The following is a 14,488-nucleotide window of genomic DNA, read 5'->3' as shown; positions in this document are numbered from 1 at the left end:
CGGACAATAGAACACATACATGGTAGACAGCGGAAACTCATACGGCGAACGTGTATCTCGACTAGTTGGTTGGGGTCACTGGTTTGCATTCTTCAATATCGTTGCGTCGATGTTGATAGGCACACGCTACATTGTTCAGTCTCCTTGGCCCGAGACGTTACTTGGTCAGTTTTATCTGGCGGTTTCTTGGGTTGGTCACTTTGGCTTTCTAGTTTTCGCACTTTACTTGCTTGTTCTATTCCCGTTGACGTTTATCCTGCCATCGCGGAAGTTGTTCCGTTTGGTGGCAGTGATTTTCGCAACCGTTGGGCAAACCATATTATTAATTGATACCCAAGCGTATCAGTCGATCAATTTGCACTTAACTCCAGTTGTCTGGGAGTTACTATTCAGCGAAGACAAAAGTGCGCTCAGCACTGACCTACAACATTTATTTGTTGTGATGCCGCTGATCTTCCTTATTCAACTCGCACTATCCGAATGGGTATGGCGAAAACAGCGCAAACTATCTCATAAGCACGTAGGACGCCCTCTCGCGGCCGTCTTTTTCCTCAGCTTTATGACCAGCCATTTGGTTTACATTTGGGCAGATGCGTATTTTTACAACCCAATTACTAGCCAGCGTTCAAACTTCCCGTTGTCTTACCCGATGACAGCGAAGAGTTTTATGGAAAAACATGGTCTACTTGACCGTGAGGAATACCTAAAACGTTTAGCAGAAAACGAAGGCAACGTAGAGTTAGTCAACTACCCTCTTGAAAAGCTTGAGTTTAACCGCCGAGTTAATAAGCTCAATGTGTTGATGATAAGCATAAACAATTTACGAGCGGATGCGCTGAACCAAGAAGAGATGCCTAACCTCTATGAGTTTGCTGAAAACAATCAGAACTTCCGTAATCATTACAGCTCAAGTAATGATACATACGGGGCCTTTGGTTTGTTCTATGGCTTACCGACCAGTTATGCATCAAGCATCAAGGCGCAAGGTGCTTCCCCAGTATTGCTCGATGTACTGAAAGATCAGGGCTACAACTTTGGTTTATTCAGTGGCAGTGGGTTTGAAGATGATCTCTACTCAGAAATTATTTTCCGCGACTTGAACTTAGCGGAAGACCTAGATGGCACGCAAGCTCATACCGATAAACAATCTATCGCAAACTGGAATACATGGTTAGCAGAGAAAGCAAGTCAGCCATGGTTTAGTTACATCGAAGTCACCACCGTTGATAATTTTGAATCGATTCCTTCAAATAATGACGAAGAAATGCCCGCAAGTGAGCGATTCAAAAAAGCTTATGAATATGCAGTGAAGTCGGCGGATAGAACTATCGCCGGTATTATTGATGAACTAGAAACGACGGGACAACTGACAAACACCATCGTAATCATCACTTCTAATCACGGTAGTGAATTTAACGAAACCAATACGAACAGCTGGGGAGCAAACAGCAACTACAGCCGTTATCAATTACAAGTTCCGATGGTGATCCATTGGCCTGGAATGCTGGCTGGCGAATTTAATCACAGCACAAGCCACCTGGACCTCTCGGTTACACTATTGCAAGATATGCTCGGCGTATCTTCCAACCCATATGATTACAGTAGTGGTCGCAACCTATTCGATGAAAGTCGTCGTCGCTGGATCTTGGCGGGCGATACTCGCGAGCTTGCCTTAATTACTAGCTCACAAACCACAGTGATCGATAAGTTTGGCAACTACAAGCTGTATGACAAAAACTACAAACGACTTCGAGATGATGCACCGAAGTTGCCAGTTTTGATGCAAGGTTTAACTGAGTTACAGCGTTTTTATTCTAAAAACGATTAATACCTAGCAATCCATATACTATTCAAACTCCCCTTTTTGGGGGAGTTTTTGTTTATTTAAACAACACAAACCACAAATTTGCGCAGTAAACATCCAATCAGTTCAACTAGGGGTTTACAACATTTTCAAAGCCTTATATTATGCGCCTCAACAACGGAGAGATGGCTGAGTGGTTGAAAGCACCGGTCTTGAAAACCGGCATACGTTAATAGCGTATCTAGGGTTCAAATCCCTATCTCTCCGCCACTTTTAGAAAAAGCCCGCTAAGAAATTAGCGGGCTTTTTGCATCTCCAGACTTAAAAGATTTGTACAAATCACTTATCACTTCTTGAACGCAACTAAGCACTCCGCCACCCTCCGAAAGAACCCACAAAAAATTAATGCCCTTTTCGTTCGTTCCAGTGTTGAATCAATTTGATATTTACATCTAGTTGTATCTACTCATCAATAAAGACTTCTTTAGCGGCATTGATAAGCTGCAAATGGATTGGGACGAGGTCAGCATGATTCGTTCGATATCCACCTCCAACGACAGCTGCGACAGGGATACCTCGAGATTTCACTGTTTGCATTAAAAATCTATCACGTTCTAAAATCCCTTGAGTCGACACATCAAAATATCCAAGCTCATCGTCTTGATGTATATCGACACCAGCATCGTAGATAACTAAATCAGGGCGATGAAGATTAAGTGCCATATCGACCACTTCTTTAAACGCCATTAAAAAGTCCTCATCACCTGTTCCTCGCACCAAAGGCACATCGAGATCAGACTGAGGCTTCCTCGCTGGGAAGTTTTTATCACAGTGGAAAGAAAGCGTGATGATATCTGGCTCATCGTCACATAAAGTTGCTGTTCCATCCCCATGGTGAACATCACTATCAATGATCAATACTTTATCGACATGCTCGACTTCGAGCGCTTGCCTGGCCGCGATCACTAAGTCATTAAATAAACAAAAACCACTGCCAAACTCTTTGTGTGCGTGGTGATACCCACCACTCAAATGAATGGCCACACCGTACTCAAGTGCCTTTTTTGCGGTCAGAGCCGTGCCCGCTGCTGACGTTAGCGTTCTGGTAATGAGAGACTCACTCCAAGGAAAACCTATTCGGCGCATCTTCGCAGCTGGTATGTTTCCACTAACAAGTAACTCGACGTATTCCTCGTCATGAACACGTTTTACTTCCCCAACAGTTAATGCTTCGGGCTGGAAAAACTGCGTGTGCTCTTTCCAGTTATCTTTCTCTATATGCACCAATACCGATTCATAGAGGTACTGGTATTTCATAATTGGGTAACGATGCCCCTCTGGCAACTCAAGTTGAGAATAAATCGGGTGGTAGATAAATGGCAGCATGAGAAATTCTTAATAACAATGGTAACGAAATAGTATCAACTTAAAGGGTTGAATAAAACGCAATTTAATTGATAATGATTTTCAATATCAATTAAATTTAATATACATATGAATTCTACTTTCTTTGCTATTCTCGGCGCACTGTTTGGCTCTCTTTGTGCTCTGTCCCTATTTTCATCTCTCGTTGTTGGTGCGTGGTGGTTGGTTGATTTTATTGTGCTTAGCTAACACAATGACTTTCAACTGAAATCAAAAAAACATAGGTATTTGTATGAGTCAAACCGTCTTTATTACCGGAGCAAATCGCGGCATTGGCCTTAGCTTAACTGAGCTGTACCTGAAGCAAGGCCACCAAGTACATGCTACTAGCCGTTCCTTAGAGAACAGTTCAGAACTACAAACTCTAGCCTCACAATTCAGTAATCTGGTTTTGCACGAACTGGATGTCACTCACTACGAACAAGTCGCTAAGCTTGCCGATAAACTCCCTGCCATCGACTTACTCATCAATAATGCAGGATATTACGGCCCCAAGGGATATGGCTTTGGAAACACTGACGTAGAAGAATGGCGTAAAGCCTTCGAAGTAAACACCATTGCACCGTTAAAACTGGTTGAGCACTGTTACCCTCGCTTACAACAAGGCAAGATAAAAAAGATTGCTTGTATCTCATCAAAAGTGGGGAGCATGACCGAAAATACGTCCGGTGGCGGTTATATTTATCGCTCATCGAAAGCGGCGCTTAACTCGGTTGTGAAAAGCTTAAGTAATGATTTAACACCTGAAGGATTTACCGTTTTAGCGCTTCACCCTGGTTGGGTAAAAACGGCGATGGGCGGGCCAAATGCTTTGATAGATACGCAAACCTCCGCGCAAGGCCTAGCGAACGTGATAGAGCTGAGCACACCGCAGCTTTCAGGTCGATTTATTAACTACGATGGTACTGAGTTACCTTGGTAGCAGCATTAAGACACAACCATCACTAAACCAAATACCATCAAAGCCAGGCTTCATAATCGTGACTTGGTTGGCAAACATAATGTTCATCAGTGATCCACCAGCATAATTCACGCAATCTAACTTGAATTTATCTACATCCAATCCAGACTTAGGAAAAAGTAGAACAAATAAGGAGAAAGCACGATGGCAGCAGATAGGGATTTGGTTAATTTTAGCGAAGAGCACGAACTAAATTACTGCTTGAGAAGTGCTGGTAAACGCCAAACTCAAGCGAATCGAGATACATTAGTTGACTTGGGCAACCAGGTGAAAGAGGTACTGGACAAACGCGTGTTAACTCAAGGTGAAGTAAGAGGCGCGATCCAAAACCACGGTGATCTGTTCGAGTAATCTATTTTCAAGCATGCGCGGAGTTTAATTACGCCGCGCTTGTCCTATGCCTGCTTACCTTTGGTTGCACGAGATTTAGTCGCGCCACCGTTCTTTGAATAACTGCGCTTTTTACGTTTAAACGCAGGACGTTCCACCTTGGGTAGATGACGTAATGAATCAGGGATGGGCCCTGCTTTTACTTGTGCCATCAAGCTATCAATGCGCTGTTCCAGTGCTTGCATGAACGGCTGATATGCTTGATTTCTCTCTGCCATACCTTGTAACTGGTGCTCCCAATGAGCCGTCATATCAGGGTATGTTGAATCTTCTGGCAAGGCATGAATGAGACCTCTTCCCGCAGGAGAACTGAGAATTGACTTACCTTGACGCGTAAGCAGTTGGCGTTTGAACAGCGTGTCCAAAATACCAGCGCGAGTCGCTTCCGTGCCTAGCCCATCAGTGTCACGAAGGATTTTTTTCAGTTCTTTATCCGCAACGTAACGGGCGATCCCGGTCATCGCTTGCAACAGCGATGCTTCGGTAAAATGCTTTGGTGGCTCGGTTTTTCGGTCTTTTATTTCCCCTTCACGACAAGTTAACACGGTGCCTTCGGGTAGCGGTGGCACGGCATCAATACCTTCATCTTCCTTGTCAGTTTTGCCCATTAGCGCTTTCCAACCCGGCGAAACTAACTGACGACCTTTCGCGACAAACATACCACCAGCGATATCGAAAACCAATTTCGCTTCTGCGTAAACCGCCGCCGGATAGAACTGCATGAGGTACTGGCGCGCAATCAATTGATACACTTTCATCTCATTGCCGGAAAGCGCATTCACATTAGCTTGCTTCGGTGTAGGGATAATCGCATGGTGCGTATCCACTTTTTTATCGTTCCAGGCTTTGGACTTTAATGTTAAGTCTGCTCCCTGAACGGCAACTTGCAACTCTTTTGCGTTATTCGCAATAGCAGTTGTCACCGTCCCTGCTTGTGAGTAGTGTTCCATCGGTAAATAGCGACAATCTGAACGCGGGTAAGTGATCAGCTTGTGCTTTTCATACAATGCCTGACAAGTATCTAGTACTTGTTGCGCACTCATACCATAGCGCTTCGCGGCATCGATCTGTAAAGCAGATAACGAATAAGGTAATGGTGCTGATTGCTTGGTTTGCTTTTGTTCCGACTCCGTCACTTTTGCAGGTTGACTTGCGATACGGTTTGCAACATTTTCCACCAACTTACGGTTTAACACTCGACCTTCTTCGTCCTGCCAAGGCTTGCATGCCTCACTTGGCTTCCAACGAGCACGAATATCAAAAGTACCATTGGCATCTTGATATGGGATCAGAGCATGTAGGGTAAAATAGTCCTTCGGGACAAAGTTTTCGATTTCTTCATCACGACGCACCACTAAGCCAAGAACTGGCGTTTGCACTCGCCCTACCGAGAGAACACCTTGATACCCTGCTTTTTGACCAAGCAAGGTATAAGCACGAGACATGTTCATACCATACAGCCAATCAGCCCGAGAGCGGGCCAATGCAGAAACTGAAAGTGGGATAAACTCTCGATTACTGCGCATAGAACTGAGTGCACGTTTAACCGCAGGTAAGTTCAAGTCGGAAATCAGCAAACGCTGTGTGGATTCCTTCTTGGTTTTAGATAACTTGCAATAGTCGAGGACTTCATCAACTAACAGCTGCCCCTCGCGGTCAGGGTCTCCTGCATGAATGACTTCGTTAGCTTCTTTGAGCAATTTGCGAATCACTGTTAATTGCTTACTTGCGCTTTTCCTCGGTCTGAGCTGCCATTGCTGCGGAACAATTGGTAAATCTGCCATATTCCACTTTTTATAACGCTCATCGTAAGCGTCAGGTTCGACTTGTTCGAGCAAATGGCCGATACACCAAGTAACGATATCCCCGTTCCCACAGCGGATGAATCCTTGATCTTTCTTTTGAGGGTTTGGCAGTGCAGCGGCAATCGCACGGCCTAAACTTGGTTTTTCAGCAATAAACAGACGAGACATAACGTTTTGGAAATAAATATAATTAGGGCCACATTATCGAATGTAGCCCTAATAAATCAAGAAAAACTGTATAAATAAACAGTCAATTTATTTAAGTTTTCAGTTATAGGAATTCAACAAACTGAGAAAGGTCACGCTCAGGAACTTTCATCGGTGTACAACCAGGCGTGCCTAAGTACAAGAAACCAACAATCTCATCGTCACCCTCTAAACCAAATGCTTGATGAACTTCTGGATGGAACATCCACTTACCTGAGCGCCAAAACCCTTGAAAGCCTTGCGCTACGGCTGCCATTTGCATCGCTTGTACAGCGCATCCCGCAGATAAGTGTTGCTCTAGTGCTGGTACTTTCTCATGTTCTGTTACTTTAGCAATCACCGTGATCACCATTGGTGCGCGAAATGGGGCATTCTTTACCTTTTCGACCACCGCTTCATCACTATTTTCAGCTTCTGCCGCTTTTACCAATATATCTGACAGTTTTTTCAAACCATCGCCCTGTGCGATAACGAAACGCCAAGGGGTTAATCCCGCATGGTCAGGCGCACGAAGGCCAGCACGAATGATGTTCTCAAGTGCTTTACCTTCTGGAGCAGGCGCGGATAACTTCGCGATAGATCGGCGATTGAGCAAAAGATCGAGAGCGTCCATGAAAGAATCCTTATTGAATATCGTTGTTATTTTGTTTACGCCACTTTAGCACAATCTGCTCCTGCGAATAACAACCGGTTTTCTGTGGGCTTGATAACGTGCTTCACTTAACATCAATCTGGGTTTAATGTTAATTTATTCGCGAAATGAATAAGTTGAACATAGGCAGGTTGATGAACAAGGACAAACAAAACAGCATTTACGAAAAGATCGTTAATGACGAAGATGCCCGTGCCTGTAAGGCGATTCCTGAATCAGCTTGTCATCAAGTTCCCGGCAACTTTCTTAAAATCATTCTCGCTCAGTTTTTAACGAAGGTCGGCGATGCGTTAATCAACCCTAAAGTCACGTTGCCGTGGATACTACAAAGTCTCGGGGCTCCGGTTTACTTAATTGGTTGGCTGGTTCCTATTCGTGAGTCAGGATCCCTTATCCCACAACTTAGCATCGCGCACTACATCCGACGCATTCCAGTAAGAAAATGGGTCTGGGTAATTGGCAGCATCTTGCAGGCTCTTTCCATATTTGCAATCGGATTGGTCGCATTAACTCTAACAGGAGCAGCTGCGGGTTATGGTGTGATTGCATGTCTTGTGATCTTCAGCCTCTCACGCGGTTTAAATTCCGTCGCATCAAAAGATGTATTGGGCAAAACCATCCCTAAAAACCAACGAGGTCAAGTCAACGGCTGGTCTTCAAGCGCTGCTGGCCTGGTTACGCTGCTTTTCGCTAGCCTTCTGGCACTAGCCTGGTTATGGGACGTAGAGCCGACAGAGCGCTTTTACGGTCTGAGTTTAGGCTTAGCGGGCGTCATATGGCTCATCGCGGCATTCGTCTATGCGCGAATTAATGAGTATGCCGGTGAGGTAGACGGTGGTCGAAATGGCGTCCTCGAAGCATTTAAACAACTCGCGTTACTTAAGACAGACGTGACCTTTCGTCGATTCGTTATCACGCGGACACTATTTTTATGTTCTGCGCTGAGTGCACCGTACTACGTTGTGCTGGCACAGCAATCTCTGGGTGGACAGCTCTGGGTGCTAGCTCTCTTTATGTTTGCGAGTGGCTTAGCCTCCTTTGTGTCAGGTCCTTTCTGGGGAAGAATGTCCGATCGCTCTAGCCGCAGTGTGATGGTCATAGGCGCAATGATGAGCGCGCTACTTGGTGTTGTGTTATTTGTTTACGATACATGGGTCACCGCTAGCCAAAGCTTCCTATTCGTGATTCCTCTGCTTTACTTTTGTGTTTGTATTGCCCACGACGGAATACGAGTCGGACGAAAAACCTATTTAGTTGATATCGCAGAAGGTGACAAACGGACGAGCTATGTAGCCGTGAGTAACACAGTGGTTGGGATAATGCTGCTTCTAATGAGCTCTCTTGGTGTTATGTCGAACTTCTTGAGCCTTTCAGCTGTGGTGTTAGTGTTCTCTTTTATTACTTTTGCTGGCGTGGTAATGGCCAAACAACTGCCAGATATCAGTGACTAGTTCTATACAAAAAAGCTGCGCTCAAAGCGCAGCTTTTATGGTAAACACACATTAAAAGGCTAGAGTTTTACCGCCAATTTAACACCTTGACGAATCGCACGCACAGCATCAAGTTCACCCGCATGGTCAGCTCCGCCAATGATATGAATCTTCTCTCCAAGTTCAGACCATTTATCTTCAAACGGACGTACAGACTCTTGCCCAGCACAAATGATAACTTTGTCTGCATTAAGTACCTGCGCGCTTCCGTCTACATGAATGTGCAAACCTTGATCATCAATTCTATCGTAAGACACGCCGCCGACTAAATGTACGCCCCGTTTTTCAAGGGTACGTTTATGGATCCAACCTGTCGTTTTACCCGGACCTTTACCTACACGACCTTTACGACGCTGAAGTACCCAGACTTCTTTATCGCTGACCGCATCAGGGTAAGGGTATAAACCGCCCGGCTGAGACATCTCCTTGTCGATTCCCCATTCATGCAACCAGTCATCCAACGTTTGTCCAACTGGCTCTGTGAGCATGGTCGCGACATCTACGCCAATGCCACCAGCACCTACGATAGCCACTTTCTCACCGACTGGCGTTTTGTCTCGAATGAGAGTTTGATAGTCGACGACTTTCTCTGGGTTATCAATTCCATCAATATTGACTTTACGTGGCTCAACACCCGATGCCATCACTATCTCATCATATTCTGTGAGTAAGTCATAGTTCGCTTCCGTCGATAAGTGCAGATTCACGCCTGTTTCATCAATACGGTTAGCGAAATATCGTATCGTCTCTCGAAACTCTTCCTTACCAGGGATCTGCATCGCAAGACGGAACTGACCACCGATGCGGTCGTTCTTTTCGAACAAATCAACCTTATGGCCACGTTCAGCCAGTGTGGTCGCACAAGCCAAGCCCGCAGGTCCAGCACCAACAACTGCAATGTTTTTCTTTTTAAAGGCTGGTTCAACAACAATTTCGGTTTCATAGCACGCTAGAGGGTTCACTAAGCAACTGGCGCGCTTACCTTTAAACACGTTATCTAGACACGCCTGATTACAACCAATACACGTATTAATAAGCTGCGCTTTTTCCTGTTCGGCTTTAGCAACAAAGTAAGGATCGGCCAAGAATGGGCGCGCCATCGAAACCATGTCGGCATGACCTGAAGATAAAATACGTTCTGCTTCATCTGGCGTATTTATACGGTTGCAAGTGATAATAGGAACCGAAACGTGAGGTTTAACTTTTTCCGTAACCCATGTAAACGCACCGCGTGGTACTTGAGTCGCAATTGTCGGAATTCGAGCCTCATGCCAACCGATACCCGTATTAATAATCGTGACGCCAGCCTCTTCAAGTGCTTTCGCCAATTCGATAACGTCTTCAAAAGTGCTGCCCTGCTCGACAAGATCCAGCATAGAAAGACGGAAGATGATGATGAACTTGTCACCTACCGTCTTGCGTACCGCTTTAACAATTTCTAGCGGAAAACGCATACGTTTTTTATAGCTGCCACCCCATTCGTCGTAACGCATATTAGTACGTTTACATAAGAATTGGTTTATCAAGTAACCTTCCGAGCCCATTAACTCGACGCCATCATAACCAGCAAGCTGTGCTAACTCCGCACTATTAGCAAACGCGTCGATGGTTTTCTTTATCTGGCGGTCGCTCATTTCACTCGGAGCAAACTTTGCAATTGGCGCTTTAATGCCAGATGCACTTTGCGAGAATGGATGCATTGCATAACGCCCAGCATGGAGAATTTGCAACGCAATTTTACCACCGTGCTTGTGCACCGCTTCTGTCACAACTTTATGGGCTTTAGCATGTTTTGGCTTGCTGAATTCAGCACTCAACGGGTGTAAACGACCGCGTAAGTTAGGAGAAAAACCTCCGGTTACAATCAGTCCGACACCGCCTTTCGCGCGTTCTTCATAAAAAGCCGCGAGCTTCTGTAATCCTTCTTTGTGCTCTTCTAAGCCAGTGTGCATTGATCCCATCAGAACTCGGTTTCGTAATTGTGTGAAACCGAGGTCCAGTGGCTTTAATAGGTTTGGGTACATGGCAGACATCACTTAACATCCATTGTTATTATCATGGTCTGACCAGATTAAGCCTGCTCAACCAAAAAATCAAACAAGCGTTTACATTTTTGTAACACCGATCAATCTCGTGTGAAAATATGCCAATTGTTGAGTGGTCGTGATAAGCTAAAAAAATGTTATCTTTTGAGATCTTAGAGATAAGAACCCATACTTTGTTAGACTCGGCGTAACTATCTCGTTATGGAGACAAGATGAAAAAACTCTTCAAATTTATTGGTTTGATATTTAAAGGGATATGGAAAAGTATCACTTTCATCAGACTCGCACTGGCAAACCTAATTTTCTTGCTGATGATTGCCGTTTTCTACTTTGCCTTTACTTATACCGGAGACGGTCAACCTGTCGTCGAAAAAGAATCGGCATTGGTGATGAACCTTTCAGGCCCAATTGTCGAACAAAGACGTTATGTAAACCCAATGGACTCTTTTGCTGGTTCCCTTTTGGGTAATGAGCTACCGAAAGAAAACGTCCTTTTCGATATCGTTGATACTATTCGCTACGCGAAAGACGATCCTAAAGTGTCTGGATTAGTGCTAGCACTGCGAGACATGCCAGAAACAAATCTCACGAAACTACGTTACATCGCGAAAGCGTTGAACGAATTTAAAGCATCAGGCAAACCCGTTTACGCCGTAGGTGATTTCTACAACCAAAGCCAATATTACTTGGCAAGTTACGCCGATAAAGTTTATCTGGCACCTGATGGTGGTGTATTGATTAAAGGTTACAGCGCTTACTCAATGTACTACAAAACGTTACTTGAAAAGCTTGACGTTTCTACTCATGTTTTTCGCGTAGGTACTTATAAATCCGCTATCGAACCTTTTATTCGTGATGACATGTCCGATGCGGCGAAAGAGTCAGCAACACGTTGGGTTACTCAATTATGGAGTGCTTTTGTTGATGACGTAACAACAAACCGAAACATTGATGCGAAAGTGCTTAATCCAACCATGGATGAGCTGATTAACGAGATGAAGTCTGTAAATGGCGATATTGCTCAGCTCGCAGTCAAATTGGGGCTAGTGGATGAACTCGCGACACGCCAAGACATTCGCACTCTATTTGCAAAACAGTTTGGTAGCGACGGCAAAGACAGCTACAACGCGATTGGTTACTACGACTACCTTGCAACGATTCGTCCTGATTACACACTACCTCAACACGACATCGCCGTTGTTCTAGCCAGTGGCGCGATTATGGACGGTCAACAACCTCGCGGAACTGTTGGTGGTGACACGGTCGCAAGCTTGCTGCGTCAAGCACGCAATGATGAAAAAGTGAAAGCGGTCGTGTTACGAGTAGATAGTCCAGGAGGCAGTGCCTTTGCTTCTGAAGTGATTCGTAACGAAGTAGAAGCTCTGAAGCAAGCAGGTAAGCCGGTTGTTGTATCCATGTCGAGTTTGGCCGCTTCTGGTGGTTATTGGATTTCAATGAGCGCAGACAAAATCGTTGCTCAGCCAACAACCCTGACGGGCTCCATTGGTATATTTAGTGTCATCACCACGTTTGAAAAAGGCTTTAGCAAGTTAGGTATTAATACTGATGGCGTTGGCACATCGCCGTTCTCAGGTGACGGTATTACCACTGGCCTTTCTGAGGGCGCGTCTCAAGTGTTCCAGTTAGGTATCGAGCACGGTTACAAGCGCTTTATTTCTCTAGTTGGCGAGAATCGCGATATGTCTCTAGAGGAAGTTGACAAAGTTGCTCAAGGTCGAGTTTGGACTGGCCAAGATGCACTATCCTTTGGTCTTGTCGATCAAATGGGTGACTTTGATGATGCTGTAGAGCTAGCGGCGAAACTAGCGAACGTGACCGATTATGGCATTTACTGGGTAGAAGAGCCTCTTTCACCTACTGAACTATTTCTACAAGAGTTTATGAAACAGGTGAAAGTCTCTCTAGGTATTGATGCAACAAGCTTGCTACCAAAAAGTCTTCAACCCGTAGCTCAACAATTCGAACAAGACGCAAGCTTGCTCCAAAGCTTCAACGATCCTAAAGGTCAATACGCATTTTGTTTGAACTGCCAAGTGCAGTAGTTTTTCCATCAATATTACAAAGGGCACTTCTACTTGAAGTGCCCTTTTTATTAGGCTTTGCATCTCCTCAGATGACTTTCTGATGCTGTGCGTATAGCCTCGCATCTCAAGGTTATTTAGGTATATAATCCCCGCCTCTGTTCCCCTACACGAAAGAAAAAACGATGACTAGAAAACACATCTACATCGCTTACACCGGTGGTACCATCGGAATGCAAAAATCCGACCACGGCTATGTGCCTGTTGCTGGCTTTATGGAAAAGCAATTAGCAAGCATGCCCGAATTCCATCGTCCTGAAATGCCGGATTACACCATCCACGAATACGACCCTCTGATTGACTCATCAGATATGACACCTGCTGACTGGCAGCAGATTGCGAATGATATTCGTGACAACTATGACAAATACGATGGTTTCGTTATCCTACATGGTACTGACACCATGGCGTACACAGCGTCCGCATTGTCTTTCATGCTTGAAAACCTTGGTAAGCCAGTGATTGTAACGGGTTCACAAATCCCTCTCGCAGAGCTGCGTTCTGACGGCCAAGCAAACCTATTAAACGCGCTACATATTGCGGCAAACTACCCGATCAACGAAGTAACTTTGTTCTTCAATAATCAATTGATGCGTGGTAACCGCAGTACAAAATCTCATGCAGACGGTTTTAATGCCTTTACTTCACCAAACCTTCCTCCACTATTGGAAGCTGGGATCAATATTCAAGTTAGCAACAGCGTAACCGTTGGTGCACAACCAGAAGGTGAGTTTAAGGTTCACAACATCACGCCACAACCAATCGGTGTGATCACCATGTACCCTGGTATTTCACACGAAGTTATCCGCAACACGCTTCGTCAGCCCGTGAATGCGATGATTCTTCTGACTTTTGGTGTCGGTAATGCTCCTCAGAACCCTGAGCTGCTTGGTCACCTGAAAGAAGCCTCTGAGCGCGGCGTTATTGTCGTAAACCTAACTCAGTGTTTGGCAGGTAAAGTGAATATGGGCGGATATGCCACAGGTTGTGCGCTCGCAGACTCTGGTGTTATCAGTGGCTTTGACATGACGCCCGAAGCGGCGCTGGCAAAACTACACTACCTTCTAAGCCAAAACCTTTCTTACGAAGAAGTAAAAGAGAGAATGCAACAAGTACTGCGTGGTGAAATGAGCCTGTAAGTTCAAGCTTTCTGCGATCTAAAAAGCCCAATACAATTTGGGCTTTTTTCTTTCAAAATCAAAATAATAAAATTTTGAGAAATTAAGGCGTAAGGATTAATCAATGTTCGGATTCACACGAACAATATCGCTCTCTTCTCCGCTGAATTGTTTTTTAAGCTCTTGTTTTGATTTAAAACTGATTTCACCACCGGCTGCAACCGTCATATGCTGCGCATCAGTATTATGTTTTGATTGATACAACATCACAGCTTGCATACACGAATCTCGCTGCTCTTTAGAAAGTGTTGTACCCTCAGGCCATCTTCCCGTTTCTACTGCATAGACTAAGCGATCATAAACTTCTGGAGTCATCGCTTGTAATAGTTGTTCTGCGTCCATAGTGTACCTTCTTATTACATTCTATTTACAGAACATAACGGGTTAAGAAACTGAGTCAAGAATACGAAAATGAATTGGTGTAACGGA

Annotated in this window: 11 protein-coding genes and 1 tRNA gene; 7 read left to right on the top strand and 5 right to left on the bottom strand. The window is 44.8% G+C overall.

Features of this window, described 5'->3' with window-relative positions; genetic code table 11:
• The first annotated feature begins 19 nt into the window (after nt 1-19).
• Nucleotides 20-1,828, top strand: coding sequence for a DUF3413 domain-containing protein (locus R7Q11_RS11915; RefSeq protein WP_005380721.1), 1,809 nt, complete (start codon nt 20-22; stop codon nt 1,826-1,828).
• Nucleotides 1,829-1,983: 155 nt separating this feature from the next.
• Nucleotides 1,984-2,074, top strand: a tRNA-Ser gene (locus R7Q11_RS11910).
• 192 nt (nt 2,075-2,266) lie between these two features.
• Here R7Q11_RS11910 and R7Q11_RS11905 read toward each other — a convergent pair.
• Entirely contained in the window at nt 2,267-3,190 is a 924-nt protein-coding gene (locus R7Q11_RS11905; protein WP_104975508.1) for a histone deacetylase, read from the bottom strand.
• Between the two features lie 271 nt (nt 3,191-3,461).
• Between R7Q11_RS11905 and R7Q11_RS11900 the strand changes: the two genes are divergently transcribed.
• On the top strand, nt 3,462-4,151 hold the full coding sequence (locus R7Q11_RS11900) for an SDR family oxidoreductase (protein ID WP_017635826.1): 690 nt from the start codon (nt 3,462-3,464) through the stop codon (nt 4,149-4,151).
• Nucleotides 4,152-4,334: 183 nt separating this feature from the next.
• Nucleotides 4,335-4,541: a hypothetical protein gene (locus R7Q11_RS11895; protein ID WP_005380717.1), complete on the top strand. Its 207-nt coding sequence runs from the start codon at nt 4,335-4,337 to the stop codon at nt 4,539-4,541.
• A 44-nt stretch (nt 4,542-4,585) separates the two neighbouring features.
• On the opposite strand, the gene R7Q11_RS11890 is transcribed toward R7Q11_RS11895, so the two are convergent.
• Both R7Q11_RS11890 and R7Q11_RS11885 read right to left on the bottom strand, forming a co-directional pair.
• Nucleotides 4,586-6,553, bottom strand: coding sequence for a DNA topoisomerase III (locus R7Q11_RS11890; protein WP_225466458.1), 1,968 nt, complete (start codon nt 6,551-6,553; stop codon nt 4,586-4,588).
• 103 nt (nt 6,554-6,656) lie between these two features.
• Entirely contained in the window at nt 6,657-7,205 is a 549-nt protein-coding gene (locus R7Q11_RS11885) for an NAD(P)H nitroreductase (protein WP_005380711.1), read from the bottom strand.
• A gap of 173 nt (nt 7,206-7,378) precedes the next feature.
• On the opposite strand from R7Q11_RS11885, the gene R7Q11_RS11880 reads away from it, so the two are divergent.
• A complete protein-coding gene (locus R7Q11_RS11880) occupies nt 7,379-8,695 on the top strand; it encodes an MFS transporter (RefSeq protein WP_025767195.1) in 1,317 nt (438 codons plus the stop codon).
• Between the two features lie 59 nt (nt 8,696-8,754).
• Here R7Q11_RS11880 and R7Q11_RS11875 read toward each other — a convergent pair whose 3' ends face one another.
• Nucleotides 8,755-10,767: an NADPH-dependent 2,4-dienoyl-CoA reductase gene (locus R7Q11_RS11875; RefSeq protein ID WP_170890467.1), complete on the bottom strand. Its 2,013-nt coding sequence runs from the start codon at nt 10,765-10,767 to the stop codon at nt 8,755-8,757.
• A gap of 224 nt (nt 10,768-10,991) precedes the next feature.
• On the opposite strand from R7Q11_RS11875, the gene sppA reads away from it, so the two are divergent.
• The gene (sppA, locus tag R7Q11_RS11870) at nt 10,992-12,842 is read left to right on the top strand and encodes a signal peptide peptidase SppA (protein ID WP_005380705.1); all 1,851 of its coding nucleotides are present in this window, start codon (nt 10,992-10,994) and stop codon (nt 12,840-12,842) included.
• Nucleotides 12,843-13,006: 164 nt separating this feature from the next.
• Nucleotides 13,007-14,020, top strand: a complete 1,014-nt coding sequence (ansA, locus tag R7Q11_RS11865; RefSeq protein ID WP_017635822.1) for an asparaginase — start codon at nt 13,007-13,009, stop codon at nt 14,018-14,020.
• 96 nt (nt 14,021-14,116) lie between these two features.
• Here ansA and R7Q11_RS11860 read toward each other — a convergent pair whose 3' ends face one another.
• Nucleotides 14,117-14,401 carry a YeaC family protein gene (locus R7Q11_RS11860; protein ID WP_005380700.1) on the bottom strand — a complete coding sequence of 95 codons (285 nt, stop codon included), beginning with the start codon at nt 14,399-14,401 and terminating at the stop codon, nt 14,117-14,119.
• Nucleotides 14,402-14,488 lie beyond the last annotated feature (87 nt).

Source organism: Vibrio sp. 970, assembly GCF_033339075.1.
Note: the sequence above shows the minus strand (reverse complement) of the source record. Positions and strands in the feature narration are given on the sequence as shown.

Coding starts and splice junctions, on each gene's coding strand:
- R7Q11_RS11885 (WP_005380711.1), bottom strand. CDS start 7,205: ATGGACGCTCTCGATCTTTTGCTCAATCGCCGATCTATCGCGAAGTTA.
- R7Q11_RS11890 (WP_225466458.1), bottom strand. CDS start 6,553: ATGTCTCGTCTGTTTATTGCTGAAAAACCAAGTTTAGGCCGTGCGATT.
- sppA (WP_005380705.1), top strand. CDS start 10,992: ATGAAAAAACTCTTCAAATTTATTGGTTTGATATTTAAAGGGATATGG.
- R7Q11_RS11915 (WP_005380721.1), top strand. CDS start 20: ATGGTAGACAGCGGAAACTCATACGGCGAACGTGTATCTCGACTAGTT.
- R7Q11_RS11900 (WP_017635826.1), top strand. CDS start 3,462: ATGAGTCAAACCGTCTTTATTACCGGAGCAAATCGCGGCATTGGCCTT.
- R7Q11_RS11905 (WP_104975508.1), bottom strand. CDS start 3,190: ATGCTGCCATTTATCTACCACCCGATTTATTCTCAACTTGAGTTGCCA.
- R7Q11_RS11895 (WP_005380717.1), top strand. CDS start 4,335: ATGGCAGCAGATAGGGATTTGGTTAATTTTAGCGAAGAGCACGAACTA.
- R7Q11_RS11880 (WP_025767195.1), top strand. CDS start 7,379: ATGAACAAGGACAAACAAAACAGCATTTACGAAAAGATCGTTAATGAC.
- ansA (WP_017635822.1), top strand. CDS start 13,007: ATGACTAGAAAACACATCTACATCGCTTACACCGGTGGTACCATCGGA.
- R7Q11_RS11875 (WP_170890467.1), bottom strand. CDS start 10,767: ATGTCTGCCATGTACCCAAACCTATTAAAGCCACTGGACCTCGGTTTC.
- R7Q11_RS11860 (WP_005380700.1), bottom strand. CDS start 14,401: ATGGACGCAGAACAACTATTACAAGCGATGACTCCAGAAGTTTATGAT.